The sequence below is a fragment of the Hyphomicrobiaceae bacterium genome, assembly GCA_041397645.1.
Taxonomy (GTDB): Bacteria; Pseudomonadota; Alphaproteobacteria; order Rhizobiales; family Hyphomicrobiaceae; genus Hyphomicrobium_B.
Genome location: JAWKWE010000004.1, coordinates 2,625,865 through 2,652,171 on the forward strand (window position 1 = coordinate 2,625,865; position 26,307 = coordinate 2,652,171).

General features: G+C 59.4%; 27 protein-coding genes. 14 read left to right on the forward strand and 13 right to left on the reverse strand.

The features are described 5' to 3' along the window. Positions 1–3 precede the first annotated feature (3 nt). Entirely contained in the window at positions 4–285 is a 282-nt protein-coding gene (locus tag R3D51_12220) for a DUF6111 family protein (GenBank protein MEZ5900244.1), read from the reverse strand. Continuing rightward, a complete protein-coding gene (locus R3D51_12225; protein ID MEZ5900245.1) occupies positions 282–851 on the reverse strand; it encodes a CoA pyrophosphatase in 570 nt (189 codons plus the stop codon). Before R3D51_12225 ends, R3D51_12220 begins: the two co-directional genes overlap by 4 nt. A 228-nt stretch (positions 852–1,079) precedes the next feature. Between R3D51_12225 and R3D51_12230 the strand changes: the two genes are divergently transcribed. After that, on the forward strand, positions 1,080–2,306 hold the full coding sequence (locus tag R3D51_12230) for a hypothetical protein (GenBank protein ID MEZ5900246.1): 1,227 nt from the start codon (positions 1,080–1,082) through the stop codon (positions 2,304–2,306). A 122-nt stretch (positions 2,307–2,428) separates the two neighbouring features. Next, on the forward strand, positions 2,429–2,890 hold the full coding sequence (locus tag R3D51_12235; protein ID MEZ5900247.1) for an Lrp/AsnC family transcriptional regulator: 462 nt from the start codon (positions 2,429–2,431) through the stop codon (positions 2,888–2,890). An 18-nt stretch (positions 2,891–2,908) separates the two neighbouring features. On the opposite strand, the gene hemF is transcribed toward R3D51_12235, so the two are convergent. Beyond that, the gene (hemF, locus tag R3D51_12240) at positions 2,909–3,829 is read right to left on the reverse strand and encodes an oxygen-dependent coproporphyrinogen oxidase (protein ID MEZ5900248.1); all 921 of its coding nucleotides are present in this window, start codon (positions 3,827–3,829) and stop codon (positions 2,909–2,911) included. Between the two features lie 272 nt (positions 3,830–4,101). On the opposite strand from hemF, the gene R3D51_12245 reads away from it, so the two are divergent. Next, positions 4,102–5,979 (forward strand): ABC transporter ATP-binding protein, encoded by a 1,878-nt coding sequence (locus R3D51_12245; GenBank protein MEZ5900249.1) that lies wholly within the window; start codon positions 4,102–4,104, stop codon positions 5,977–5,979. 518 nt (positions 5,980–6,497) lie between these two features. Here the strand turns inward: R3D51_12245 and R3D51_12250 are convergent. Both R3D51_12250 and R3D51_12255 read right to left on the reverse strand, forming a co-directional pair. Next, the gene (locus R3D51_12250; GenBank protein MEZ5900250.1) at positions 6,498–6,869 is read right to left on the reverse strand and encodes a hypothetical protein; all 372 of its coding nucleotides are present in this window, start codon (positions 6,867–6,869) and stop codon (positions 6,498–6,500) included. A gap of 124 nt (positions 6,870–6,993) precedes the next feature. Then, entirely contained in the window at positions 6,994–7,470 is a 477-nt protein-coding gene (locus R3D51_12255) for a tRNA (cytidine(34)-2'-O)-methyltransferase (GenBank protein MEZ5900251.1), read from the reverse strand. Between the two features lie 253 nt (positions 7,471–7,723). Here R3D51_12255 and petA point away from each other — a divergent pair, with 253 nt between their 5' ends. From petA to R3D51_12275, 4 genes are all read left to right on the forward strand, one after another. Beyond that, entirely contained in the window at positions 7,724–8,305 is a 582-nt protein-coding gene (gene petA, locus R3D51_12260; protein ID MEZ5900252.1) for a ubiquinol-cytochrome c reductase iron-sulfur subunit, read from the forward strand. A gap of 11 nt (positions 8,306–8,316) precedes the next feature. Then, positions 8,317–9,603 carry a cytochrome b/b6 gene (locus tag R3D51_12265; protein MEZ5900253.1) on the forward strand — a complete coding sequence of 429 codons (1,287 nt, stop codon included), beginning with the start codon at positions 8,317–8,319 and terminating at the stop codon, positions 9,601–9,603. 11 nt (positions 9,604–9,614) lie between these two features. Further along, complete coding sequence (locus R3D51_12270; GenBank protein ID MEZ5900254.1) at positions 9,615–10,493, forward strand: cytochrome c1; 879 nt, start codon at positions 9,615–9,617, stop codon at positions 10,491–10,493. Between the two features lie 161 nt (positions 10,494–10,654). Continuing rightward, complete coding sequence (locus R3D51_12275) at positions 10,655–11,533, forward strand: S-methyl-5'-thioadenosine phosphorylase (protein MEZ5900255.1); 879 nt, start codon at positions 10,655–10,657, stop codon at positions 11,531–11,533. Positions 11,534–11,560: 27 nt separating this feature from the next. On the opposite strand, the gene R3D51_12280 is transcribed toward R3D51_12275, so the two are convergent. After that, positions 11,561–11,977, reverse strand: coding sequence for a hypothetical protein (locus R3D51_12280; GenBank protein ID MEZ5900256.1), 417 nt, complete (start codon positions 11,975–11,977; stop codon positions 11,561–11,563). Between the two features lie 153 nt (positions 11,978–12,130). Between R3D51_12280 and R3D51_12285 the strand changes: the two genes are divergently transcribed. From R3D51_12285 to R3D51_12295, 3 genes are all read left to right on the forward strand, one after another. After that, positions 12,131–12,661, forward strand: coding sequence for an adenine phosphoribosyltransferase (locus R3D51_12285; protein ID MEZ5900257.1), 531 nt, complete (start codon positions 12,131–12,133; stop codon positions 12,659–12,661). 277 nt (positions 12,662–12,938) lie between these two features. Continuing rightward, positions 12,939–14,039, forward strand: a complete 1,101-nt coding sequence (mtnA, locus tag R3D51_12290) for an S-methyl-5-thioribose-1-phosphate isomerase (protein ID MEZ5900258.1) — start codon at positions 12,939–12,941, stop codon at positions 14,037–14,039. Continuing rightward, positions 14,036–14,722: a class II aldolase/adducin family protein gene (locus tag R3D51_12295; GenBank protein ID MEZ5900259.1), complete on the forward strand. Its 687-nt coding sequence runs from the start codon at positions 14,036–14,038 to the stop codon at positions 14,720–14,722. Before mtnA ends, R3D51_12295 begins: the two co-directional genes overlap by 4 nt. Positions 14,723–14,743: 21 nt before the next feature. On the opposite strand, the gene R3D51_12300 is transcribed toward R3D51_12295, so the two are convergent. The 3 genes from R3D51_12300 to R3D51_12310 all read right to left on the reverse strand — a co-directional run bounded on the left by R3D51_12300 (position 14,744) and on the right by R3D51_12310 (position 17,319). Beyond that, a complete protein-coding gene (locus tag R3D51_12300; protein ID MEZ5900260.1) occupies positions 14,744–15,646 on the reverse strand; it encodes a hypothetical protein in 903 nt (300 codons plus the stop codon). A gap of 225 nt (positions 15,647–15,871) precedes the next feature. Beyond that, positions 15,872–16,429, reverse strand: a complete 558-nt coding sequence (rsmD, locus tag R3D51_12305; protein MEZ5900261.1) for a 16S rRNA (guanine(966)-N(2))-methyltransferase RsmD — start codon at positions 16,427–16,429, stop codon at positions 15,872–15,874. Then, positions 16,426–17,319 (reverse strand): pseudouridine synthase, encoded by an 894-nt coding sequence (locus R3D51_12310; protein MEZ5900262.1) that lies wholly within the window; start codon positions 17,317–17,319, stop codon positions 16,426–16,428. The genes rsmD and R3D51_12310 overlap by 4 nt, the downstream gene beginning before the upstream one ends. A 39-nt stretch (positions 17,320–17,358) precedes the next feature. Here R3D51_12310 and R3D51_12315 point away from each other — a divergent pair, with 39 nt between their 5' ends. Beyond that, positions 17,359–17,823 carry a nucleoside deaminase gene (locus tag R3D51_12315; GenBank protein ID MEZ5900263.1) on the forward strand — a complete coding sequence of 155 codons (465 nt, stop codon included), beginning with the start codon at positions 17,359–17,361 and terminating at the stop codon, positions 17,821–17,823. Between the two features lie 24 nt (positions 17,824–17,847). Here the strand turns inward: R3D51_12315 and R3D51_12320 are convergent, their stop codons facing one another. Continuing rightward, a complete protein-coding gene (locus tag R3D51_12320; protein MEZ5900264.1) occupies positions 17,848–18,852 on the reverse strand; it encodes a patatin-like phospholipase family protein in 1,005 nt (334 codons plus the stop codon). Between the two features lie 75 nt (positions 18,853–18,927). Next, on the reverse strand, positions 18,928–20,211 hold the full coding sequence (gene purD, locus R3D51_12325) for a phosphoribosylamine--glycine ligase (GenBank protein MEZ5900265.1): 1,284 nt from the start codon (positions 20,209–20,211) through the stop codon (positions 18,928–18,930). A 57-nt stretch (positions 20,212–20,268) separates the two neighbouring features. Here purD and xseA point away from each other — a divergent pair, with 57 nt between their 5' ends. Both xseA and R3D51_12335 read left to right on the forward strand, forming a co-directional pair. Beyond that, on the forward strand, positions 20,269–21,909 hold the full coding sequence (gene xseA, locus R3D51_12330) for an exodeoxyribonuclease VII large subunit (protein MEZ5900266.1): 1,641 nt from the start codon (positions 20,269–20,271) through the stop codon (positions 21,907–21,909). Positions 21,910–22,016: 107 nt separating this feature from the next. Continuing rightward, complete coding sequence (locus R3D51_12335) at positions 22,017–22,250, forward strand: DUF2093 domain-containing protein (protein ID MEZ5900267.1); 234 nt, start codon at positions 22,017–22,019, stop codon at positions 22,248–22,250. On the opposite strand, the gene lpxK is transcribed toward R3D51_12335, so the two are convergent. Together lpxK and R3D51_12345 are read right to left on the reverse strand one after the other, a co-directional pair. Beyond that, on the reverse strand, positions 22,247–23,302 hold the full coding sequence (lpxK, locus tag R3D51_12340; GenBank protein ID MEZ5900268.1) for a tetraacyldisaccharide 4'-kinase: 1,056 nt from the start codon (positions 23,300–23,302) through the stop codon (positions 22,247–22,249). The two genes, R3D51_12335 and lpxK, sit on opposite strands and share 4 nt — an antisense overlap. Beyond that, on the reverse strand, positions 23,292–25,310 hold the full coding sequence (locus R3D51_12345; protein MEZ5900269.1) for a glycosyltransferase N-terminal domain-containing protein: 2,019 nt from the start codon (positions 25,308–25,310) through the stop codon (positions 23,292–23,294). Before R3D51_12345 ends, lpxK begins: the two co-directional genes overlap by 11 nt. A 258-nt stretch (positions 25,311–25,568) precedes the next feature. Here R3D51_12345 and R3D51_12350 point away from each other — a divergent pair, with 258 nt between their 5' ends. Beyond that, the gene (locus R3D51_12350) at positions 25,569–26,306 is read left to right on the forward strand and encodes a sulfur transferase domain-containing protein (GenBank protein ID MEZ5900270.1); all 738 of its coding nucleotides are present in this window, start codon (positions 25,569–25,571) and stop codon (positions 26,304–26,306) included. The last annotated feature ends 1 nt before the right edge of the window (position 26,307 follow it).

A 26,307-nucleotide genomic window follows, 5' to 3' on the forward strand; every position in this document is an offset into this window, starting at 1 on the left:
GTCTTACTTCTGACTATCATTGGCGCCGTGGCCAGGCAGTAACTTGCCGTCTTGATAAGAGGGCGGCGTGTAGGCCTCGCCAGGGCGGTGTCCGGACGCAGAGGAGAACACGAGCAGCGTTGTGATCATGAGGAAGGCGCCGGTCACGAAAAGCTGAACTAGGGGCGCTTCGGCCAATACCTTCCATAGCCCGGGCCAATCGTTGCGCTGGTAGGCGATGTAGGAAAGGTAGGCAATCGTGGGCAACAGGAAGAGAAACAGGTTCTCCAGAACGATGCGGATCATGCGGTCGTCAGCCTCCGGTGCAACGCGCGAATGATTCCTGCGGTAGCACCCCAGATATAGCGTCCTTCATGGGGGATGGCATAGAACTGACGTTGGGCGCCCCGCCATTCGCGCGCATCGATCCTGTGGTTGGCCTCATCCAGCAGGAAGGCAAGCGGGACGCTAAAGATGTCTGCCACCTCATGCGGATCTGCCTTAAGGGTAAACCCGGGTTTCACGACGCCGATAACGGGGGTAACCAGAAACCCAGTGCTCGTCTCGTAGGGTTCGACGTAACCAAGAGGCTCCACAAAACTTGGATCTAGGCCGATCTCCTCGTGAGCCTCACGTAAAGCTGCCGCAAGCGGCGTTTCATCGTTCGGTTCGATTTTGCCGCCAGGAAAGGCGATTTGACCCGCATGAGCGGCAAGGTGCGGCGTGCGCTGGGTCATTAAGACATTCAGTGGCGCATTGGCCACGATGGGTACGAGCACGGCTGCCGGTCGCAACTTTGCAGGAGACAGAGGTCGTACCTGCGGGTTGAGATCGTAGTCGCTGGGTAGAAGGCGCGTTGTTCTGGTTGCCATTTCCGGCCCGGCGGGGCTGGGCAATAAGCGCGTTGAAGCGAGAGTCCGCAGTGTGGTCTCGTCCATGTCCCCAAACTGTAAAAGTGAACCCATTTCAGTGTTTAGCTCAATCCAGGCAGGCCAAAGGGATCCCCGAATTTACTCCGATCAAGGCTTGAATCACGATACGGTCAAAGTCTGAGGCGAAGGTTTCGCCGAATCAGAGGCCTTTTCGCAAGGAGAAGTTTTTTGTTCTGGACGTTTCAACGCCGCCGGTTACCGGTAGCTGCGGTGGTTGCTGTAATGCTTGGCCTTGTGCTGGCATCCCATCAGCCTGCCCGCGCCATGTCGACGGCGGATTTCCTGGCGTCCTTAACAGGGGAAGAGACAGCGGAGCTGCAGGCCTGGAAGGCGGCTCGCCGCGCCCATGAGCATCACCTCGACGTCTATTGGGACAAGGTTGAAGATAAGCGGCAGGCGCGCAAAAAAAAGCGCTCACGCACGGTTCTGTTTACCGCAGACGACTACGTGATGACGCTGCCGCCGAGCTATACCGGTCCCAAACTCTCTAATGCGCTGGCCGCCAAGTATTCAAAGTTCCTCACTTCGCAGGAAGAGGCAGCACCATCTCCATCGTCGAGTTTGCCGGTTGTGTCCGACTATCTGGGCGCGGCAAAGCGCGTCTACGGCTTTGTGCCCGAGCGGGTGTCGGAAAAGGAGTTTAAGCGCCGTTATGCGGAAGAGGCGCACGCACTTGGGCTGGAAAAGAACCAGGTTGTGCGCGTGTATGCGCTGGAGACGGGCGGTATTGGCACTTACGACATGCAAGCTGGCATTCATCCGACCAAAAAGACGGGTCGGGCGATTTCCAGCGCACTGGGCTACGCTCAGTTGCTCGATGCAAATTCTGTGAATGAACTGTCGAAGAACGGAAAGCTGTTCATCGCTCATCTGCAACGCAAGGCCGCCAATCCAAACATCTCATCGCAGCGGCGCCACGAGCTGAACTACAAAATCACAGTTTTGAAGCGGATGTATGCCAACGCCAAGCGCGTGCCCTACAACTGGGCGCGCCATCAAAGGTACGCCAAGACCGAGGAGGGCATGGGCATGCATGTCCTCAACATCGATGGCGACATCGGCCCCATGCTCCAGGCCATGAAGTTGAAAGGCTTGTTGGATATGGGCGCCAAGTACGGCAGGACCAACATGACGGGGGCCCAGGTGGAGGTGATGAACCTCTCCGGCCCGGCAACCGGTCTCGAATTGATGCAACCCGCCGGCCTCAAGGCACCGGTTTCCAACTTCTTTTCTCGCCGGGCCTATTACGTAAACAAGATGGTGATCGGGCTAACGGGCGAGCAGTTGCTGGCGGAGCTGGATCGGCGCATGACCGCTAGCATGAAGGCACAGGGCTCGATAGAGTTTGCCCAGGCGTTCGATGAGGTTCTGGCTGCAAGAACAGCAGGCCGTTAATTGCGCCGGGGTCGCGCCGTTCGACCGACTTGCAACGCTGCGTGGTCTGGCGGAAGGTAACGGGAATGCGCCTGGTGCGCGGCTCTCCTTACCGCTTCTCGCCCCCGTATACCGTTCTCGTCATGACAAACCTTGATGCTATAGATCGCAAGATCCTCAGTTTGCTGCAGGACGACTGCCGCCTCACCATGCAAGAGATTGCAGAGCGCGTGGGATTGTCCGCTTCGCCTTGTCATCGTCGCATCAAGATCATGGAAGAGGCGGGGATTATCCGCCGCTACATCGCCCTTGTCGACCAACGCAAGGTGGGGCTTCCCGTTAGCGTCTTTGTCTCGATTAAGCTGGAGCGCCAGCGCGAGAAGGATCTGGAGGCTTTTTCAAAGGCAATCTCACGATGGCCGGAGGTGCTGGAATGCTACCTCATGACCGGCCATCGCGACTATTTGTTGCGTGTCGTGGTGGAGGACCTGACAGCCTACGAAACGTTCTTGAAGCACAAGCTCACGCTTGTGCCCGGCGTCGCCTCCATCGAGTCGAGTTTCGCACTTGATCAGATCAAGTATTCGATTGCTCTGCCGATGTAAGCGGGGCGTGGCTGTTTATCAGGGCCATTTCACAATAGGCGGCATGGACGAGAGGATCGAATCCACGTTCCCGCCCGTCTTCAGTCCGAACACTGTGCCGCGATCATAGAGCAGGTTGTATTCCACGTAGCGGCCGCGCCGAATGAGTTGCTCTTCGCGTTGCGCCTCGGTGTAAGGCATTGTGTAGTTGCCGCGGACGAGCATGGGGTAGACCGAAACAAACGCACGTCCGACATCCTTGGTGAAGGCGAGTGCGCCGTCCCAGCCGCCCTCTTCGTCGCTCGGAGTCAGGTAATCATAAAAGATGCCGCCGACGCCGCGCATTTCCTTGCGATGGGGCAGGTAGAAGTATTCGTCGCACCAGTCCTTGTAGCGTTTGTAATCGGCGATCTGATGAGAAGCGCAGGCGCCATACATTGCGGAATGAAAGGCAAGTGTGTCGGCGTCCGACTGGGTGCGTCGCGCATCAAGAACGGGCGTGAGATCCGCGCCGCCGCCGAACCACCATTTGGTCGTCACCACCATGCGCGTGTTCATATGCACGGCGGGAACGTTGGGATTTCGCATGTGGGCAATGAGCGAAACTCCCGATGCCCAGAAACGGGGATCCTCATCAGCGCCTGGGATCTGCTTGCGGAACTCGGGTGCAAACTCGCCGTGCACGGTGGAGGTGTGCACACCGACCTTTTCGAAAACGCGCCCTGTCATCATACTCATTACGCCGCCGCCACCCTTGGCGCCGGTATGATCGGTGCGCTCCCACGACGTGCGCACGAACTTTGCCGGCGCCATGTCGCCATGGGGGGCGTCTGCAGGCAGATCGCTCTCCAGTTTCTCAAACGCGGCACAGATCTGATCGCGCAACTCCTCAAACCAGGCGCGTGCCGCTTGCTTGCGGACTTCCAGTAGGGGTTCGCTCATTTCTTCGGGTTCACTCATGGCAGCCGGACTTGTGCTCGTCTTCTTTTCGACCAATATGGGACCTAGTGCATAGGGCGTTCATCGCGCCGCCACAAGCTGTCTGGCCCACTTGTTAGGCCCTCGGGGTAAATGCCTCATGAGGGCCGAATGCTTTTTTGTCGGCAAAGGCCCGACAATCGGCTGTGTGGCGCGATCCCTTGAACCCTTTAACGCATCAGATAGACCCATGACGTGGTCCGTGCGGCGTGGTTCGCAAGGTTCGCGGGTGTTTTTTGAAAGAGCACAAGTTGATGTTTCGGCGGATAGCATCCTGGTTTGAGACGCGCATAGATCCTTTTGCGCGGCCGCAGATCGTGCGCCCGCCGGTCCGGCTCGGTGCATTCTACTGGCATTTCGTCAAGCCGGTCTGGCCCATCTTCGTCGCATTGCTGGTCATGGGCTTTCTCGGCTCAATCATCGAGGTGATGCTGTTTGCCTTCATCGGCGAACTGGTCGATCTCATGAAGGCCACGCCCGACCCCAAGACGTTCATGGCGGACAATGCCCTCGTCTTGGGTTGGATGGGTTTTATTGCGCTGATTGCGCGTCCCATCGTCTCGACCGTGCATGATCTCGTCAAGAACCAGGCAATTGCGACCACGTTTACGAACCGGATCCGTTGGCAGACGCACTCGTATGTGCTGCGCCAGTCGCTGGGCTTTTTTCAGAATGATTTTGCCGGACGTATCGCCAACAAGATCGTTCAAACCGGCCCGGCACTGCGTGAGAGCGTCGTTCAGCTGATCGATGCGCTTTGGTATGCCTTGGTGCAGTTTTTCGGCGCGTTGACGATCTTTGCAGCTGCGGACTGGCGATTGACGCTTCCGCTGATGGTCTGGCTCGTGGCGTACATCGTCGCGCTGTCCTATTTCGTACCGCGCATCAAGAGCCGCTCCACCGACACATCGGAGGCGCGTTCGATGCTGGTTGGGCGGATCGTGGACAGCTACACCAACATTCTGACCGTCAAGCTTTTCGCCCACGCCGAGCGCGAGGACGAGTACGCTCGAACCGCTTTCCGCGAGATGATGGAAAAGTGGCAGGCGTCGCTGCGGCTCATCACGGGGATGGAGTTCGCGCTTTACACGTTGAACGGTGTCCTAATTGTTGCGACCGGCTGGCTTGCGATCACGCTGTGGTCGAACGGCCATGTCACGACGGGAGCAAATGCGACCGTCATCGGCCTCGTCATCCGTATCGTGATGATGTCGGGATGGGTGATGTGGACCATCTCGGGCATTTTCGAGAACATCGGCGTGGTCCACGAAGGCATGGAAACGATTTCGCGGCCTCACACCGTTCTTGACGCGCCAGCCGCGCGGCCCTTGGCGGTGACGAAGGGCGAGATCAAGTTCGACGCGATTCAGTTCCATTACGGCGCAGGCGTGAGCGGTGCGGCGGATCAGCCCGTGCGCGTGATCGACCACCTCAATCTCAAAATCGCATCCGGCGAGAAGGTCGGGCTCATAGGCCGGTCAGGCGCGGGAAAGTCGACTCTCGTCAATTTGCTGTTGCGTTTTTACGACCTCGAAGGCGGGCGCATTCTCATAGATGGTCAGGACATCGCGGCCGTGACGCAGGACAGTTTGCGCGCGCAAATCGGCGTTGTGACCCAGGACACTTCGCTGCTTCACCGCTCTGTGCGCGATAACATCCTTTATGGGCGGCCCGACGCAACGCCCGACGATGTACGGATCGCGGCATCGCGTGCGCAGGCGGCAGGTTTCATCAAGGATCTGGAGGATATGAAGGGTCGCAAGGGATACGAGGCGCAAGTCGGTGAGCGAGGCGTAAAGCTGTCTGGTGGCCAGCGCCAGCGGATCGCCATCGCACGCGTGCTGCTCAAGAATGCGCCTATCCTCGTGCTCGACGAAGCTACAAGCGCGCTCGACAGCGAGGTTGAGGCGGCCATCCAGGGTAGTCTCGATACGCTGATGGAAGGCAAAACGGTGATCGCAATCGCGCACCGGCTTTCCACAATCGCCGCCATGGATCGTCTTGTCGTCATGGACGAAGGCCGCATCGTGGAGGAAGGCTCTCACGCGGAGCTGCTCCGTCGTGGCGGCATCTATGCGCAGCTTTGGGCCCGTCAGTCGGGCGGCTTCCTGGCGCACGAAGCCGCGGAATAAGCCGAATTTCAATTCCTTCGGTCGCGTTCGCACGACGCGCTGACACCCGCAAAATAATTGTTGACTTAAATAGTAATGTATTGGTAGGGTGCGCCTACCCACTTACTCCGAGGGAAACTCGTAAGCTTCCGATATGCCGAACAACGACATATCGGAAGCTTCTTTTTTTCGTGAGAAACCGGGTCTTCACCGACGGAGTTGCTGGTTACGGGGGCCAGACCTACCATCTGGTCGAGAATCGTTCCAAGTACTCGAGCAACAGGCTCGTCACAGAATGACCTCCGATGGAGCGAGGTTCTTAACCAGTTCTGTCGCAGCGGGTGTGTGCGTTGTCGGCAGTGTTCTTGTTTGCGGGTCTGCTTTAGCTGGAAACGGCGCCAACTTTGTTGCCTACGATCACCATACGGCGCACTGTTCCGCGCCATGGTCGGTATCGAATTCAATTAAGGGCGGCCTATGGGTGACGACGTTCCGATCCTTCCATCGATGAGATCGAGGATCAGATCGCCAGATTGCATTTATGGGGTGCAGTCGGTCAGCTGGTCAGCCTCCAGCGAGAATGAGTAGGGCCCGGTATCGCGCACGTCTACGTTCTTGACGAGGCAGGAGCGGCCAGCTTTGTCCTTGATCTTGACGTCGTAGGTCCCTGCCGTCACCCCCGTGAGCGGCAGTCGTTCGTCGCGACCTACAACCTTTTCATCCTCGTTCTCGGTCTGGTTGCTGCCGAATTTGCCGGTTCCGGCCGGGGCCATGTAGAGCTCCACGAGGTCCTCACCGGTCAGGTTCCAGAACTTCATCTTGGTTTTCTTTGCCGCCTTGTCGTCGTCGTCCGCCAGGGCGCAGGACGTGGCGGAAATGAGTAGGAAACCTGCAGCAATTGCCAATTTCATGGACGTTGATAGCTCCCTGGCGTTAGGCAATGAATTTGCCCTTCTTTTGCATCATTTCGTGGTCAGGGTGCGGAGCATACCCTTGGACCGGATCGCAGGCCAGTTGGCAGCGATCACGACGGCTTCAAAATTCCGAGGGCACGGTTGAGGGGTATCCGTTCGTCTGGCGCAGGGCCTCCCCCACGACGATCGCCGCTGCAACCGCGATGTTGAGCGAGCGCAGCCCCGGGCGCATGGGAATGCGCAGGCGGGCGTCTGCCCTGTCATGGACGTGTTGGGGTACGCCGGCGCTTTCGCGACCCATGAGCAGGACGTCGGCGGCTCCAAAGTTGAAATCGGTATGGGCAACTGCTGCGTGGGACGAAAGCAGCACGAGCCTGCGGCCATGAGCGCGACGGTCGGCCTCGAAATCCTCGAGGCTCAAATGCCGCGTCAGGTCCACGTGGTCCAAATAGTCGAGGCCAGCGCGTCGCAGGGCGCGGTCGCTCATGTCGAACCCTGTCGGTCCAATGACATCCACAGGGATATTCAAGCACGCGCCCAGTCGCAAGATAGTGCCAGTATTTTGAGCAATGTCAGGCTGATATAGAGCCAATCGCATGGTTCGAAAGTCTCAAGTTTAGTGGCTGGAGCGCGGTTTGCGATCCGTGATGCGCCAAATTGCCCAACCGTTGCGGCCCGCGGAACCTTGAGGGGTTGGCCGAACGGTGTCAAAAGGTGCCCGCAGGGGGATCTTTATTGCGCTCCAGATCCGGCTCGGGCGCCACAGCGAAACAACAACAAGGGGTGTTGATTAACCCCACAGCTCGCTGTGCTGAAGGTCTCTGCATGTACTTTTTTCTTCGGAGGCTCTCGTGGCATCTCACGCTGATCACGCCGATGAGGCAAATCGCCGGGATTTCCTGGTGATCGCTGGCAACGCCTTTGCAGCGGTCGGCGCCGCATCCTTGCTTTGGCCTTTCATTCAACAGATGAACCCCGACTCCAGCGCAAAGGCGATGGCGTCGACGGAAGTCGATCTCTCCCATGTGAAGGAAGGTCAGGCGATTACCGTCATGTGGCGCGGTAAGCCCGTCTTTGTTCGCAACCGAACGAAGGAAGAGATCAAGGCGGCCGAGGATGTCGAGCTGAAGGTGCTTCCCGACGAGGAGGCGCGCAACGATGCCCTTCCCGCAACGGCGACCGCAATTGACGATAACCGCGTCAAGAAGGGTCACACCAACTGGCTGGTGCTGGTCGGTATCTGCACGCACCTTGGCTGCATTCCCAAGGGACAGGACATGGGAGACGCGCGCGGCGACTTCGGCGGATGGTTCTGCCCATGCCATGGCTCGCACTACGACACCTCGGGCCGCATTCGGAAGGGTCCGGCACCGCGCAATCTCGAAGTACCGCCCTACGAGTTCGTTTCCGACACCAAGATCAAGATCGGCTGAGGAGTCATAAGATGTCAGGACACTCTTCAAGCTACGAGCCGACGTCACGCTGGGGCAAATGGTGGGACGAGCGCCTGCCGATCATGCGTTTGATGCACGGGCAGTTCGTAGATTTTCCCACCCCTCGCAACCTCAATTATCTCTGGACCTTTGGCGGAATCTTGATGTTCTGCCTCGTGGCGCAGATCGTCACCGGCGTCGTGCTGGCAATGCACTACCAGCCCTCCGACGTCGCCGCGTTCAACGCTATCGAGCACATCCGCCGCGACGTCAACTACGGCTGGATGATCCGCAATTTCCATTCGGTCGGCGCGTCGATGTTCTTCATCGCCGTCTATATCCACATCTTCCGCGGTATGTATTACGGCTCCTACAAGGCGCCGCGTGAAATCCTCTGGATCCTGGGCGTGGTGATCCTTCTCCTCATGATGGCCACCGCTTTCATGGGCTACGTTCTCCCCTGGGGGCAGATGAGCTTCTGGGGTGCTACCGTCATCACCAACTTGTTCTCGGCTCTCGATACCATCATTCCGGGTCTGGGCACCGCGATCGTGGAATGGCTTTGGGGCGGCTACTCGGTGTCGGGCGTAACGCTCAACCGGTTCTTCTCGCTTCACTACCTGCTGCCCTTCGTGTTGACCGGCGTCGTCATTCTTCACGTATGGGCGTTGCACATCACGGGACAGAACAATCCCGACGGTCTCGATCTCAAGCAACCGTCGGACTCGGTGCCGATGCACCCCTATGCGACCTCCAAGGACATCGTTGGCATGTTTGCCTTCCTTATCCTGTTTGCGTGGTTCGCATTCTTCCTGCCCGACTACCTGGGCCATCCCGACAACTATATCGAGGCTAACCCGCTGGTGACGCCGCCGCACATCGTTCCGGAATGGTACTTCCTGCCGTTCTACGCGATCCTGCGTGCTTTCACGGGCTCGTTCCTGGGTATTCCGCTAGGCGGCTTCGCCAAGCTGATGGGCGTCATCGCGATGTTCGGTTCGATCCTGGTGATGATCTTCGCACCCTGGCTCGATACCTCGCGGGTGCGTTCGGCCAAGTATCGTCCGATCTTCAAGTGGGCGTTCTGGATCTTCCTGTTCACCTGCTTGGCGCTGGGCTATCTCGGCTCGCTCCCGGCAGAAGGCGTCTACGTCTTCTGGGCGCAGGTGTTCACGGTGGTTTATTTCTCGTTCTTCCTGATCGCGATGCCGGTCATCGGATTGATCGAGACGCCAAAGCCTTTGCCGCGATCCATCACGGATGCGGTTCTGGGTTCCGATGCAGCTGCCAAGGCGTAAGTGAGGACACCATGAAAAATCTGATCTCACTGTCAGCTGCAAGCCTTCTGGCTTTGGGCACACTCACCGGGGCATCGGGTGCCGCCGAAACAGCTGCCGCCCATCACGAGATCGAGCGCCAGCCTTGGGCGTTCGCGGGTTTCAAGGGGCAGTTCGACCAGGCGCAGCTACAGCGCGGCTTCCAAGTCTACAAGGAAGTCTGCTCGGCGTGTCACGGTTTGAAGCGGGTCTATTTCCGCAACCTGGTGGAGCCGGGCGGTCCTGGCTTCCCCGAAGAATCCGTAAAGGAGCTCGCTGCAAGCTGGCCGAACCAGATCCCCACGGTCAACGATCAGGGTGAAGTGGCCAAGGGCGGCGATTTGATCAAGCGTCCGGCCAAGTTGTTCGACCCGATCTTGGGGCCGTATCTGAACGACCTGCAGGCGCGTGCTGCGCAGAATGGCGCTCTCCCGCCCGATCTGTCCGTCATCGCCAAGGCCCGTGGCGTGCATCGTGATGTGAGCTGGATGATCCATCCGTTCCTGATGCTGGGTGACATTCTCACCGGCTACCAGGAAGGCGGACCGGATTACATCTATGCGCTGATGACGGGCTACACGGACCCGCCGTCGGACTTCGCAATCACCGAAGGCAAGAACTACAACCTGGCCTTCCCAGGACATCAGATCAGTATGCCGCCGCCGCTTTCGGAAGGAGCGGTGACCTATCAGGATGGCACCAAGGGGACGGTCGAGAACTATTCGCGCGACGTTTCGGCGTTCCTTGCTTGGGCGGCTGATCCTTCGCTCGATGAGAGAAAGCGGATCGGCTGGCAGGTCATGTTGTACCTGTTGGTCACGACCGTGCTGCTCTACTTCGGCAAGCGGCGCATCTGGTCGAAGATGCACTGATAGCTCGACAACCCAACGAATATGAAAAAGGCCCGCGGCCAACGCGGGCCTTTTTCATTCGGCTGCCTCGATAAGCCCGCAGGGGGTGAAAGCGACAGCGTTGTCGGCTAGAGTTCGCCAAGCCGCCGACACGGCGGCGATATAGCGAGGGGCGTGAACGCATGGCGAAGTCGGTGCTCGGCATTATGGGAGGCAGCGGCCTCTATCATTTGCCCGGTTTGAAAAATGAGCGCTGGGAGACGATCTCCAGTCCTTGGGGACAGCCCTCCGATCAAGTGCTGTTTGCCGAGATTGATGGCCTCCCGGTCAGGTTTCTGCCGCGGCACGGACGTGGCCACCGCGTCTCGCCGACTCACATCAACTACCGCGCCAATATCGATGTGATGAAGCGCGCCGGTGTCACCGATCTTGTCTCGGTTTCGGCCTGCGGCTCGCTCAAAGATCGCTATGCGCCGGGACATTTCGTGGTCGTTGATCAGTTCATCGATCGCACATTCGCGCGCGAGAAATCGTTTTTCGGTGAGGGCTGCGTTGCCCATGTGTCGGTTGCCGACCCGGTAAGCCCGTTGCTGGTTGCTGCCATCGAGACAGCGCTGAAGGCGGAAAACGTAGAGCACCACATGGGTGGCACCTATATCGTTATGGAGGGCCCACAATTTTCCACCCGCGCGGAAAGCGAGCTTTATCGCTCGTGGGGTTGCGATGTGATCGGCATGACCAACATGCCGGAAGCAAAGCTCGCACGCGAGGCTGAGCTTTGTTACGCCACCGTCGCGATGGTCACGGACTACGACTGCTGGCACGATGATCATCAGCAGGTCGATATCGCGGCGGTATTGGCGGTTATGAAGGACAACACCGAGAAGGCGCAGCGCATGATCGCGCGTCTGGCGAAGGATTTTCCGCGCGAGCATCCCGCATGTCCGATCGGCTCCGATACGGCTCTGGAGATCGCTATCGTCACGGCTCCCGAAGCACGCGATGCCGAGCTGATCGCCAAGCTCGACGTCGTCGCAGGACGGGTGCTGAAGGCGGGATGAGGAGCCACCGTGCCGGAAGAAAGGGCGTCAGCTTCCGAAGCCGATCAGGATCTTCATCTTTACCAGTTCGGGGAAGAACGTCTGAAGCAACTGGCCAAAGCCCCACAGGATTGCCATCAGCAGGATCATGGCCGGGATTGCGGCGATGGTGGCTTTAAGAAAGAAGGCGACGAGATGACCGAAAGGAACATCAAAGCGTCGAACGACGGCAGGGTAATTTTCGTCCAACGCGGCGCTTGCGACGGCCGGAGCCGGCTCCACGTAGACCTTGGGGCCAGGGCCAACGTAAGGATCGGGCGTTGTCGAAAGGGTCGGAGCCGCAGCGCGCTCGCGCGCGGCACGTTCCCTGGCTTCCCGCTCGCGTGCCTCTTTTTCTCGCCGGAACGTGCGCGGCAAGTCGTCGGCAGGCTCATCACTGAGGGGAGCGTAAGTGGGGTCCGCCATGACCATCGAGCCTCCAGCCATCGTGTGATATTCCCTCAACTGGGAAGGCGGCGCGACATACGAATCAAATCGGCACGCCCAAACCTCATCCTCTTTGTATCGTGACAATGAGGATATTGCTAATTTGCGCCGCGATTTTGACGGGAGCCCGACGTGAACGATCTTAAGACGCTTATACGTACTATTCCGGATTATCCAAAGCCGGGCATCATGTTCCGCGATGTAACGACCCTACTGGGGGACGCCAAAGGACTCAAATCCGCCATCGTTGGGATGGCCGCTCCCTACGCGAACGCTAAAATTGCGGCCGTTGCCGGGATTGAAGCGCGCGGCTTCATTCTTGGTGGCGCAGTCGCTGACAGGCTTGGCTGCGGCTTCATACCGATCCGAAAGAAGGGTAAGCTGCCGTGGAAAACGATTGGGCAGGAATACGCACTCGAATACGGCGTGGACATCATTGAGATGCACGAGGACGCCATTGCAGCCGGCGAGCGCATTCTGATTGTCGATGACCTCATCGCGACCGGAGGAACGGCCGAGGCCGCCGCAAAGCTGATACGGCGCTCGGGCGGCGATGTCGTCGGTGCGGCCTTCATCATAGATCTGCCGGAACTGGGCGGCGTCGCGCGACTGAAGAGCCATGGCATCGAAAGCCATGCGTTGATCGCTTTTGAAGGACATTGAACGTGGCGGGCGCGCTTGATCAGGAAAAGCTTGCGGTAGCCATGGCAAGCATCCGAGCATGGCAGGCCGATCCTGCGAGCGCACTTGTGAGTTGTCCGGTGTGCGCGGCCAAGGGGCTCGTCATCACCGATTGCTCATCGCGACCACATGCGGAATGGTACCGGTTGCAATGCGCCTCATGCGGTCTTGAGGAAATGTTGAACATTCCAATGGGAGCGAGCGGCCCAAGTTCCGCGGATTAGCGGAAACCACCAAACCAAGAGCGAGCGTGTGACCTATGAAGATCAACGGCAAACCAATGCGCACGCTATGGCTCCGGCCCGATGGCTGGTCCGTCGAGATCATCGATCAGACGCGACTGCCCCATGCGCTCGAAACTGTGGTGCTCAAGACTGCGGATGATGCAGCCTATGCCATTCAGGCGATGCTTGTGCGCGGGGCGCCGTTGATTGGGGTGACGGCGGCCTATGGCGTTGCGCTCGCCATGCGCAACAACGCCACAGACAGCGCGCTGGAGGATACGGTGACGTATCTGGCCGCTCAGCGGCCAACGGCGGTCAACTTGCGCTGGGCTTTGGAGGAAATGCGCAAGGCGCTCTTGCCGCTTCCGTCTTCCGAAAGAGCAGAGGCAGCCTACAGCAAGGCGGCGCGCATCGCCGACGAGGATGTGGAGATGTGCCGGTTGATCGGTGCAAATGCTCTGCCGCTTCTTCGCGAGTTTACGCAGCGTAAGCAAGGAGAGCCGGTCAATATTCTCACCCACTGTAACGCGGGCTGGCTTGCCTGCATCGATTGGGGTACGGCGACTTCGCCGATCTATCAGGCTCACGATGCCGGTATTCCAGTTCACGTATTCGTCGATGAGACCCGGCCTCGCAATCAGGGTGCATCGCTGACGGCCTACGAGCTCGGACAACATGGTGTGCCGCATACCCTCATCTGCGACAACGCCGGCGGTCATTACATGCAGCATGGCAAAGTCGATCTCGTCATCACCGGAACTGACCGCGTTGCGCCGAATGGCGATGTCGCCAACAAAATCGGCACGTATTTGAAAGCGCTCGCGGCGTTCGACAACGGCATTCCGTTCTTCGTCGCGCTGCCATCCTCCACCATAGATTGGACGATCGCTTCGGGTTCGGAAATTCCCATTGAGGAGCGCGACGCGCGCGAAGTCCTGACGGTGCAAGGGCGCGATGGTAGTGGACGCATTACGCAAGTGTCGATTGCTCCACCCAGTACGGTGGCTGGAAATCCGGCTTTTGACGTTACGCCTGCACGCCTCGTCACCGGGCTTATTACCGAGCGCGGCATGTGTCGTGCCACCCGTGAGGGTCTGTTCTCGCTCTATCCTGAGCGGGAGGTGATTTCGGTATGAAGAGTGGCTACATCGACCCGGCTTCCGATACGGCATTGCGCAAACAGGTACTGGATACCGCGCGCGCTATGAGCCGCTCGGGGTTGTCGCCTGCGAGATCCGGCAATGTCTCGGTGCGGGTGGGGCCGGCGATGCTGATTACGCCCTCAGGCATGTCGTATGAAGAAATTACGCCAGGCGACATCGTTCGCGTCGAATATGATGGCAGCGTCGCGCGCGGGCAAAGAAAGCCCTCCAGCGAGTGGCATTTTCATCTTGCGGCCTACGCCGCGAGACCCGATCGCAACGCGATCGTGCACACCCATTCCACGCATGCAACGGTCCTGGCGTGCGCGCATCGGTCGATCCCGCCCTTTCACTATATGGTCGCTGTCGCAGGTGGACGGGACATTCCATGTGTGCCCTACGCGACTTTCGGCACAGCGGAACTTGCAGCCCACGTTGCGGAAGGTTTGAAAGAGCGGGATGCGTGCTTGATGGCCAATCACGGCCAGATCGCCTTGGGCGAGACGCTTCAAGGCGCTTTGGAGTTGGCATTCGAGGTCGAGGTGCTGGCGGAGCAGTACTACAAGGTTCTCACATTGGGCATGCCACAAATCCTGGACGACGCGGAAATGGATGTCATGATTGAACGCTTCAAGAGCTATGGTCAGAAGGCACAGGGCGACAGCTACGAAGACTGACGTTCTCGAAATGTCGGTCGATCAGTCCGCCGGCCGCTCGTGAACCTCAACGTAATCGCTCCAGACTTGGGCACGCCAGCGTGAAACGCAGGGGCAAGTTCTAAGGCAGCGTTCTCCCTCGGACGTCGGCTTGAAAACGTAATTGAAGCGCAGATCGTCGGGCTCTTCCTGGATCAGCCCGCGAGCGAGATACTCAGACATTGCGGTCTTCCCAATAATCTCCATGACGCGCTCGTTGAGACTGAGCAGTCCAGCGGAATATCGCCTCCAGGCAATATCGACCAAAGCCAAGGCCCAGCAGTCTGCATGTTTGGCGTCAGTAGATGGGGAATCGACCTCAACAGGGCACGCGCGCGTTTGCACGCATGGTTCGCGATGGCCAACTTCCGATGGCGAGAGTGATGAAGTCGCATCGCCCGTCGACGCGCGCAGTGCTTCATACCGTTCGATGGCAGCGAAAGCCTTGAGCTTCACGATCGCTAGATGTTTGGGATCTTGGTCGCAGCCTTCGCGCATGATGAGATTGACGACATCGTAATCGTCGCCGGGTCCGTAGAAAGGAATTGTGACGGTCATCAGCGACGAGTCGGCGACGGGCTTTGTTTTCCGCAGTTGCGCACGCCCCCCCGGCGCACTGCGAAGTAACGGTTCAAGCCACGACAAAGTTGAAGTTAGGCTAACCGCGCCCTCGCCGGCACTACATGCGCATCGCGACCTCAATGATTGGAGCACGCCCTCATCGGGCTGCGTCGCGCTAAAAGTCACCTCAAGCTTTGGCGGATTGCCACTGACATGCGCGAACAGCACGTCTTGGCAGCCGTGCTGCGCAATCTCGTGCTCGAGAGCTGTGAAGAGAGCCTCCAACGTCATGCATGTTTGCAGCCTGGCGATGAATGCTTCGATGGATCGCTGGGTGACAGGCATTCTGAATGTCTCGCGTCCCTTGGATTTGCGAAAGTCGCCAGAAAGCCCGCGTGTACTATTTAGCTTCCGGTCAGACGGCATAAGTTACCGCTCCTGGGCTGGGTGAACAGCCGGGGTCGGTGCAACAATTTGGGACTGTGGCGTGATGGAACCGTTCAATCGGGGAGATGGGGAAAACTGTGCTCGCGGGTGCCGGAGCCCTAGCGAATAAAATTGCGTCCTTACTCAATCGCGCCTGAGGAAGCGGACTAAAGTATCCCCCCAAAAACGTTGGTCAAGATCAATAAGACCGGTCGGTATAGTGAATGAGACACCGATCCTGTCTTCTACGACGCAAATGGCACCATCTATCAGCCAGCCGCCTTGCACCAACGATTGGAGCGATTTCTCGGCAAGTCCCTTTCCGTATGGTGGGTCGAGGAACGCCAGATCAAAGGGTTCAATATTCCCAGCTGGTCCCAGATCGCACGCATCGCGGCGGAAGATGCGCGTCTCTCCCATCAGGCCAAATGCCTCGATATTCTGGCGGATGAGTCCGCGTGCTTGTGCACTGTCTTCCACGAACAGACAGTAGGCTGCACCGCGAGACATCGCTTCCAGGCCGAGGGCTCCGGTACCCGCAAACAAATCAATAACGCGCGCGCCTGCGAGGTCGAAATCGTCCGTTCCATGAGCGAGAATATTGAAAATGCTTTCGCGCACGCGGTCGGCGGTGGGGCGCAGTCCTTCGTGCTCAGGTGCGGCCAACGCGCGCCCGCGAAATTTTCCCGCGACAATTCTCATGTTTCGCTTTTGCTGCTTGATTGTGCCTTAGCGCTGCGGTGACGTTCCTTGCGCGCCTCTGGGCCTTCTGAAAGTCCAAGCTGCTGGGCGATCTTGGGTCCCAGCTGTTCGATGAGCGTTCGTCGTTTGACGAGTTCGACCGCGCCAGGCGCAAGGTCGAGAAGCTGGAAGGGACCGAAAGAAACTCGGATCAAGCGGTTGACGGTGAGGTTCAGACTGGCCAGAATTTTGCGCACCTCGCGGTTCTTGCCTTCGCGAATGGCAATCGAGAGCCACATATTTGCGCCCTGAACGCTGTCGATGGCCGCATCGACCGGGCCGTAACGAACGCCCTCGACCTCGACACCTTCTTTGAGCTTCACCAGATCAGCTGGAGTTACCCGTCCGCGGGCGCGCACACGATAGCGGCGCACCCAGGCATTGGCGGGAAGTTCGAGATAGCGTGCCAGTGCGCCATCGTTGGTCAGCAGCAACAGACCTTCGGTGTTGAAATCGAGGCGGCCGACGGACACGACGCGCGGCAACTCGGGCGGCATCTTTTCAAATACTGTCGGACGGCCTTGCGGATCGGAATGGGTCGTCACCAAACCCTTGGGCTTGTGATAGCGCCACAGACGCGGCGGCTCTTTACCAGGAAGCGGTTTACCATCGACGAGAACTTTGTCCTTTGCGCTCACCTCAAATGCGGGCGTGGTGAGCACGCGACCATTGACGTTGACGCGGCCGTCTGCGATCCAGCGTTCGGCTTCGCGGCGCGAGCAAAGCCCCGCGCGCGCCATCGCCTTGGCGATGCGCATCGGTTCGTCTGCACCACTGCTGGCGTGAAGATCGCCCGCGGTGGCGACAGCGGCGGGGGACTTGCGAGGGCTCTTGGTTGAGTCCTTGATCATCGTGTCGGTGTAATCCTTCGAGTTCAGGCAGGGCCCCTTATGACACCAGCGCGACCGTTAAGCCATATGGAGTTGGCGCTCAAAGAGGCGCAGGCCGCCGGTGCGCGCGGCGAGGTGCCGGTGGGGGCGGTGCTGGTGGGGCCCGATGGGAGCGTAGTTGCGAGTTGCGGCAATACAACCCGCATAAACAACGATCCGACGGCCCATGCCGAGATGTCGGCCATCCGAGAAGGTGGCGCCAAACTCGGCGCCGAGCGGCTCACCGGTTGCGATCTTTACGTGACGCTGGAGCCTTGTGCCATGTGCGCGGCGGCCATCTCGTTCGCCCGCATCCGGCGCCTTTACTATGGCGCGGCCGATCCCAAGGGTGGCGGGGTGGAACACGGTGCAAGATTCTTCTCGCAGCCGACATGCCACCATGTGCCCGAGGTCTACAGCGGAATAGCCGATGAAGAATCCGCACAGCTTCTCAAGTCGTTTTTCGGCGCTCGGCGCTCGCCTTGAAAGAACGTTCGCCTTCAGAAGCCTTCACTCAGGGTCGGTGGCTTTCCGGCGCGAGAGGAATTTCCGCTTGCTCCTTGGGAGCAACCTATTTCCTGCCTTCTCCGCCTCGTGTTCACCGGATGCCGCAATTTGAGGTAGCGTTTCAACGGAGAGTACGCGCTGAAGCTGGGCCTTTAGACGCTCCTTCGCAGGCTCGGCCGCGGCGAGAATTTCATCGACCTTCAAGATGTCCAGCAGCTGGAAGCGCTGCGTTCCCGATGTGATGAGGATATCGGGTTGTGCGGTCTTGAGTTTTTCACGCACGATAGTTCGCTCGAACAAGAATGCGCTGGCAAAGAGCGCTTCCATCGCTGTGGGATAGGGACGGCGCGGATCGGGTACAGGCGCGCCCGAAACGTCGATTGCAACGATGATATCGACTTCACCTTCCAACAGGTCATAGGGCAGGGGATTGGTCAACCCACCATCGATCATTGCTTTGCCGTCGACAATGACGGGCTGGAAAATCGCAGGGAGTGCCATGCTGGCCGCCACCGCAATTCCTAGCGGACCTTGCGTGAAGACCTGTGGCTCTTGATCGTAGTAATCAGACGCGACGATTTTGAGCTGAATGGGCAGGCTCTCGAAATCAGCCTTGGTCTGCTTCGGCATCACGACGTCGAGGACGGCGGCAGGATCCAGCAAGGCAGACTTGCCCGGAAATAGTTCGCGAATTCGTTGCAAGGGGCGCTCTGCAAAAAAGTCTCGCAGAACAGAGAAGCGTTGCGAGAGGATATATTTGGTATGGGCGCGCATCTCTGCTCCCGAAACGCCCGATGCATAAGCTGCGCCCATCATGGCGCCAATAGAGGTTCCCGTAATGAGCTTTGGCTTGATGCCGAGCTCGTCGAATGCCTCAAGCATCAGAATATGCGCCAGTCCCCGGGCACCACCTCCGCCGAGTGCAAGCCCGATGGATGGCACAGGCGGCGGTGACGGGCTTTTCACAACGGCATGAAGTTGGGGACGCTCGATACGTTTTCGCGGCATGTTTGCAAAGACCAAGCCTTGTTTGCCAGAGGAGTCCTTCTAGATTGCATCATGGCGGCAAACTTGTGAAAGCGCTTAACGCCGCTGCTTTTCCCGTGCGATGGCCCGCCAGCCAATGTCGTTGCGGCAGAAACCGCCGGGCCAGTCGATTTTGTTGATAGCCGCGTAGGCATGGGCCTGCGCATCGGCCACGCTCGATCCGCGCGCGGTGACATTCAAGACACGTCCGCCATTGGCCAGAATGCGCCCGCCGTCAGATTTCGTACCGGCGTGGAATATCTGGACGCCATCGACGCGGGCTGCCTCGGCAAGACCCTTGATTTCGGTGCCTTTCTTCGGGGTGCCCGGATAGCCGTTTGCGGCCATCACCACAGTTAGAGCCACGTCGTCGCTCCATTTCGGGTCGACTTTGGACAGCGTGCCATCGGCCGTTGCGCGCAGGGCTGCCAGAATGTCGGAGCGCAGGCGCATCATCAGAACCTGGGTTTCCGGATCTCCAAAGCGTACGTTGTATTCTATGAGCTTGGGACCGTCCTTCGTGATCATGAGCCCGGCGAACAGAACGCCGCGGAACGGCGTGCCGCGCGAGCGCATGGCTGCAACCGTCGGCAGGATGATTTCGTCCATCGTGCGCTTGGCGACTTCTGCCGTCATCACGGGGGCAGGTGAATATGCGCCCATTCCTCCGGTGTTGAGGCCGGTGTCACCATTGCCGACGCGCTTATGATCTTGAGCGGATGCGAGCGCCAGGGCATGCGTGCCATCGCATAGGGCAAAGAAGCTCGCCTCCTCTCCTTCGAGGAATTCTTCGATCACGACCTCAGCGCCCGCGGCGCCAAAGGCCCCGCCGAAGCACGCCTCGATGGCGTCGCGCGCTTCTGCCATCGAGGCCGCGATGATGACGCCTTTGCCTGCCGCGAGCCCGTCGGCTTTGATGACGATGGGAAGAGGTTTTCCCTCAAGGTAGGCGAGTGCTGAGGCGGCATCCGCAAATCGCCCATAGGCGGCGGTCGGAATATTGAACTGCGCGCACAGATCTTTGGTGAAGCCCTTGGATCCCTCAAGTCGCGCGGCCGCCGCGTTTGGACCGAAATAAGCGATGCCTGCCTTTTCGAGCGCGTCGCCCAATCCTGAGACCAGTGGGGCCTCAGGACCGATTACGACGAAATCCACAGCATTCGCGCGGCAGAATGCAACCACCGCATCGTGGTCTTCCACGTCGAGCGTCACGCATTCGGCGTGCTCGGCAATACCGGCATTTCCTGGTGCGCAATACAGCTTTTCAAGGAGGGGGCTGGCGGTCATGGCCCAGGCCAGGGCATGCTCCCGGCCGCCTGAGCCGATCAAAAGGACGTTCATCGCAGACTCGATTGCTAAGGGGCCCCTGATGTACCATTGGGGGCGAAAGAGACAAGGATGGAATCCCTGGTGACCGGAAGCGAAAGACCAGACATGCGCCAAAGCGGCCGTTCAGGCGAAAATACGCCTGAGTTTTCGGTCTCTGAGCTGTCGGGCGCTATTAAGCGGGCGCTGGAGGAGGGGTTCGGTTACGTCCGTCTCAAAGGGGAGATTTCGGGCTATCGCGGTCCTCATGCCTCCGGCCATTGCTATTTTGCGCTCAAGGACGATAGAGCCAAGATTGAAGCCGTCATCTGGAAAGGTGTTTTCGGGCGGCTGCGTTTCAAGCCTCAGGAAGGGCTGGAAGTCGTAGCCCAGGGCAAGATCACGACGTTTCCGGGCTCTTCCAAATATCAAATCGTGATTGAAGCGCTTGAGCCTGCAGGGGCCGGTGCGCTTATGGCGCTGCTCGAAGAACGCAAGCGCAAGTTCGCCGCCGAAGGATTGTTCGAGGACGCTCGCAAGAAGCCGCGGCCGTTCTTGCCGCGCGTGATCGGCATTGTAACCTCGCCGACCGGTGCTGTCATTCGAGATATGCTGCACGGCTTCGATGAGCGCTTTCCAGCGCACGTGGTGGTATGGCCTGTTCGCGTGCAGGGGGAAGGCAGTGCGCAAGAAGTCGCCAACGCCATTCGCGGCTTCAACAGTTTTGCTCCGGGCGGCGCACTGCCTCGACCCGACGTTCTGATTGTGGCGCGCGGCGGCGGCGCATTGGAGGACCTCTGGGGCTTTAACGAAGAGGTCGTGGTTCGCGCCGCGGCGGAAAGTACAATTCCTCTTATTTCGGCGGTCGGACATGAGACGGATTGGACGTTGATCGATCTGGTGGCGGATGCACGTGCACCAACACCGACGAAGGCGGCTGAATGGGCTGTGCCGAAGTTCAGCGAGTTGGCGGAGTCTGTCGAGCAGCTCGGGCAACGTCAGCGGAGCGGGATTCGCCGTTATCTCGATGAGACCCGCAACACGCTGCGCGCCGAGGCACGCGGGCTGCCGAAGCTTGAAGAGCTGATCGCATTGCCGCGTCAACGTTTCGATGGCGCGTCAGGTCGGCTCGATCAGGGGCTGCTCGGGCTTCTTCAACGCAAGAAGACGGGCTACGCGCAGGTGGCGACCACGTTGCGCCCCGCTCTTTTGAGCGTTCGGTTTGGGGCCGCGCGTCGAGCGCTCGATCGGCTGGCTCAGCGTCAGAGCCACTGTCTAGCGCGCTTTTCAAATCTGGCACGCAATCGGTTCGAGCGCGTGGCAAGCCGCCTGCGGCCAGGACATATCGCCATCCGCATCGCCCAATCGCGGAAAGATCTAGGCGTACTTGAGCAACGCGGCGCTCAGGCGCTGATGGGCCGGATTGCGCTGGGACGGCGGCGGCTCGAGGGTGAGGCCAACATGCTGCGCACTTTGAGCTATCAGAGCGTTCTAGCCCGCGGTTTCGCTCTGGTGCGTCAAGAGGATGGTGTTGCGGTGCGGGCCGCAGCGGCTCTTTCGGCCGGTGCCCGCATCGTTATCGAATTTGCAGATGGGAAGACCGGCGCGCAGGTAACCGGCCCGATCGACGAGGGTTTTGGTCAATCGCGAGCCAAACCTGCAGAACGTGTGTCGCGCGCGCACACCAAGAACGATAGCGGAACCGATGGCGGCGGACAGGGCACGCTCTTTTAAGCCTTGTGCGCGAAGATCGTCGCAAGGTAACAGTCAACCCTTGACTGAGCGTGGCCTATTGGTGCTTGGATAGGTTTCAAGTTTCGGTCGGCGAAAATGGAAGGTTCATGAATCGCATCGACAAGTTTTTCGGCCTGAAGAATGAGGCCAAGGTGCGCTATCTCGATGGCGAATTCGAAGTCGTCGCTCCGGGCGAATTCGTTCGTTGCGCCGTCACCGGCCAGACGATTCCGCTCGCTGATCTGAAATACTGGAGCGTGGAGGCGCAGGAGCCATACGCGAACGCCGAAGTTTCCCTGAAGCGCTACCTTGAGCTGCGCAAGAGAAGCGCCCAGGCCTAAGACGTTTCGAAGCCACCTGAGGACATATTGAGGGCCTGTTCGACGCGCGCGCTCAGTGCCGCAAGGTCGTCGTCGCTGAACTGTAGGGTGATCGGAACCGTCAGTGTGTTTTCTCGCAGAACACCAAGGCTTCCATCAGCGCCGTAAAGTCTCACGAAATCCTTCTCCGTCGTCACCAGCCGGGCACGATGTGTCTCAGCCAGCGCCAGCAATGCGTCGGCATCCGCATCGGTGAAGTGATGATGGTCGCGATAGGTCTGGCGGGCCTCTATCACAGCCCCTGCGGATTTAAGCAGCATAAAGAAGCGGTCGGGATTGGCGATGCCGGCGAAGGCGACGACGCGAGCCCCATTGAGCCATTTGAGTTCACCCGCTCCCGCCACCCGTGCGCGCAGAACCGCTCCAGAAAAGATGTCGCCGATCTCGCGTCTTGCCAGTGCCAGCTCTTGATCTGACGCTTCGCCGTTCAAGATCACAAGATCGACTTTGGACATCTGTTGTGGGAGAGGCGCGCGCAAGGGGCCGGACGGCAGGCACATGCGATTTCCGAACCGGCGGCGGACATCGACAAGGGCGACAGAAAGTACTTTGCGGAGCGAGGGGTTCTGTAATCCGTCGTCCATGATGATGACGGCGTTGGAGGAAAAGCTGCGCTCTATGAACCGAGCCCCATCTGCACGGTCGCGAGCAACGACGGTGGGAGCTGCGCGTGCGAGCAGTAGCGGCTCATCGCCAACCTGCGCGGCGTTCGATGCGTGCGCGTCCACGAGCAATGGTCCGATCGCGCTGCCACCGTAACCCCGCGTCAGGAACACCGGTTCACGTCCGAGCCCGCTTACGATCTCAGCCAGCGCGATGGAGAGCGGCGTCTTGCCTGTTCCACCTGCCGTGAAGTTGCCGACGCATAGGACGGGTAGCTTCGAAATATAACTTGGTGCACGCGCCATTCGTTTGCTTGCAAGCGTGCCATAGATTTGCGTAGCGGGCGACAGAACAAGTGCCTGCCATCCACGCCGCGGGCGGTACCACCAAGATGGCTCATTAGTGCTCACGCCGCGCCGTCTCCTGACCATCGAGGTAAGGTGTCAGCGCGTCCATTGTGGTTTTCATTGCGCCGGCAAGTTCCGCAAGGCCGGTTTCTGCGGCTTGGCGTGCCGCGCTCATCTCGCCGGGATTTGAAAGCATCTGCGAAACCACGTCAGCCAGCCCTTGTGCCGAAGTGATAGTTATAACTCCATTGGAACGTGACAATGCTGCGTAGGCTTCCTGGAAGTTATGGGTGTGTGGGCCGCTGATGACGGCCGCGCCATGTTTGACAGCTTCTATCGGGTTTTGTCCGCCGTGGGGCACCAGCGATCCGCCGATGTAAGCGAGCGGACTAAGTGCATAAAACGTTCCCAGTTCGCCAATCGTGTCGGCAATGAAGATCTGACCGTCGGCTGAGGGAACTTTCGTTTCAGAGCGGCGCTCAACCTTGAGCCCGAGTGGTGCCAGCCCGTTGATGATTGCTTCGGCACGATCAGGGTGGCGGGGAACGATGATGGTCAGAACAGTCGGGAGTTGCGCCGCTAGCTGCACGTGGGCAGCGGCAATCATCTGTTCCTCGCCAGGATGAGTGCTTGCCGCCAGCCAGACCGGCCGCATCCCAACGGCTTGCTTCAATGCCTCAAGCTGCACGGCATCGACAGGCGGTGGCGGCGCGTCGATCTTGAGATTTCCGCTGGTCACGACATTGGGCGCACCGAGAAAACGCAGCGCGCGCGCAACCCGTTCGTTCTGCGCCAATATCAAGGAGAAGCGCGAGAACAAGGGGCGTCCGACGCGAGCATAGGCGCGCCAGCGCCTCATGGAGCGTGGCGACATGCGTGCATTGATGAGCGCAAGCGGGATCTTACGCTCCGACGCGGCCAGAATGAGGTTCGGCCAGATTTCGGATTCGGTAAAAATTGCGAAGTCGGGCTTCCAATGGTCGAGGAAGCCCGCGACGTAGCTGCCAACGTCGAGTGGAACAAACTGGTGGAATGCGCGATCGGGCAAGCGCTTGGCCGCCAGCGCAGCCGAGGTCGTGGTGCCTGTGGTCAACAATATGTGAAGCTTGTCATCGCGTGCGAGCATAGCCTCGATGACAGGAAGTGCGACGTTGGTTTCGCCGACGCTGGCGGCGTGAACCCACACAAGCTTGCCTTTAGGACGCGGCATTGTAGGCGCGCCTAGTCGCTCATTGCGCCGCGCAGAGTCCTCCTTGTCTCGCCGAGCGCGGTAGTTGAGTAACACCGGCACCAAGGGCCGCAGCGCTCCGATGCCTTTGGTATAGATGCGCAGCGTCCGCCCGGGTGCGGGCGGTGAGCGGGCGGCGATCATGTCGAGTGGCGTGGCGCGTTCAAGTTCAGCGCCTGCAAGGGCATATGCCCGGGTCATCGCTGTGTTGAGTTCGTCTTCGAGTTTTTTGCGAAGCTGTTCGAGCGTGGCAGCGTCCGCATCTCTCGGCACGTGGATGATTTCGCCACCGGCAAAGGCGAGTTTTGAATAGGGAAGGTTGACCGTGATCCGGCTCCAGGTGTCGAACGAGGTCATCCGCGAGCTGGCGGCGGCAACCGGGGCGATGGGGCGGCCGGAAAGCTGGGCAATCGTTATGATGCCCATCCCGGCCGTACGAGCAGGCCCAGGCGGCACATCCGCAGTCATGACGACGGAGGCGCCCTGCGTCAGTGCGCGCACAGCCCCGCGGAGGGCGGCTGCGCCGCCGCGGTCCCTTTTACGGTCGCCCGCGCCAGCCCCGCGTATCAGCTCGACGTCAAAGGCGCGCATCGCCTCGCCGATCAGCTCAGCGTCGCCGTGACGTGCCACCATGGCGGAGACCTTGGCGCCGGGCGGACGCAACAGGCAGAGCATCATGAACTGCCCATGCCAGCACGCGACGGTGCAAGGGTGTGTCGCGGCGAGCCGATCCAAAAGGTCGGGCGGGTCGTAGACGATTTGGGAGGTTTTCGCGACGTGACCGATGAGCCGCGCCAGTGTGCGACCGGCCAGCCGTGTCAGCCTCGTTTTGGTATCTGCCATGGCGGGATTGGCAACCTCATTTCTCAGCCCACGCCACTTGCGAAAGCGTTACGGCAAAGCCACTTGCGGTGGCTACCTATAGCGAATATTTAGCCAGAGCAAACGCGTTTGAACGGCGAAAGCAGGGGGTATTTCCGTCTTATCCATGGGGACAAGCTCGCCAGGCTTTTTTGAGCTTTCCGCCAATGGGCGCAGTTCGCGCACAGGAAATATTAAATCCCTGATCCGTATGCAACTTCGGGCGAATTCGGCGGCAGCATGGCAGGCATGATAAAGCGCGCGAAGCGCAGCGTGCGCCGAAAGGTCGGCGACTGGCTTCACGGCGCAATCCACAACGCGCCAGACAGCCTGCGCGGGCGAATCTCGCCAGCCCTTTGCTATTTCGAAATGCTCATTGTCGACTATGGGATTGTGCGCATTCTCTACAACAACCGCCATCGCATTTCGCAAGACGCTTGGCGGTCCGCGCAACCTGCGCCGCATCAGATCCGGGATGCCGCGCGCAAGGGCATCAAAACCGTCATCAACCTGCGCGGTGACCAGTCCTTTGGGACCACGTGGCTGGAACAGCGCGCCTGCCAGCAAAACGGCGTCTCGCTGGTCAATTTCAAGCTGCGGTCTCGCGCCGCACCCTCTCGCGAGGAGCTGCACGCCATCCGCGATTTATTTGCAAGTATCGAATATCCGGTCCTGATCCACTGCAAATCTGGTGCGGACCGGGCGGGCTTGATGAGCGTGCTCTACCGTCATGTTCGCGAGGGGCTACCGATCGAGAAAGCGAAGCATGAGCTGTCATTCAAGTACGGCCATATCCGCCAGGCAGACACGGGTGTGCTCGACTACTTCTTCGAGCGCTATCTTGCCGATAATGCCCGGCAGCCGATCGATTTCTGGGATTGGGTCGATACGCGTTACGATGCCGAGGAGGTCAATCGCTCCTTCAAAGCCAAACCTTTGGCAAACCGGCTCGTAAATACGATACTGGCGCGCGAATAAG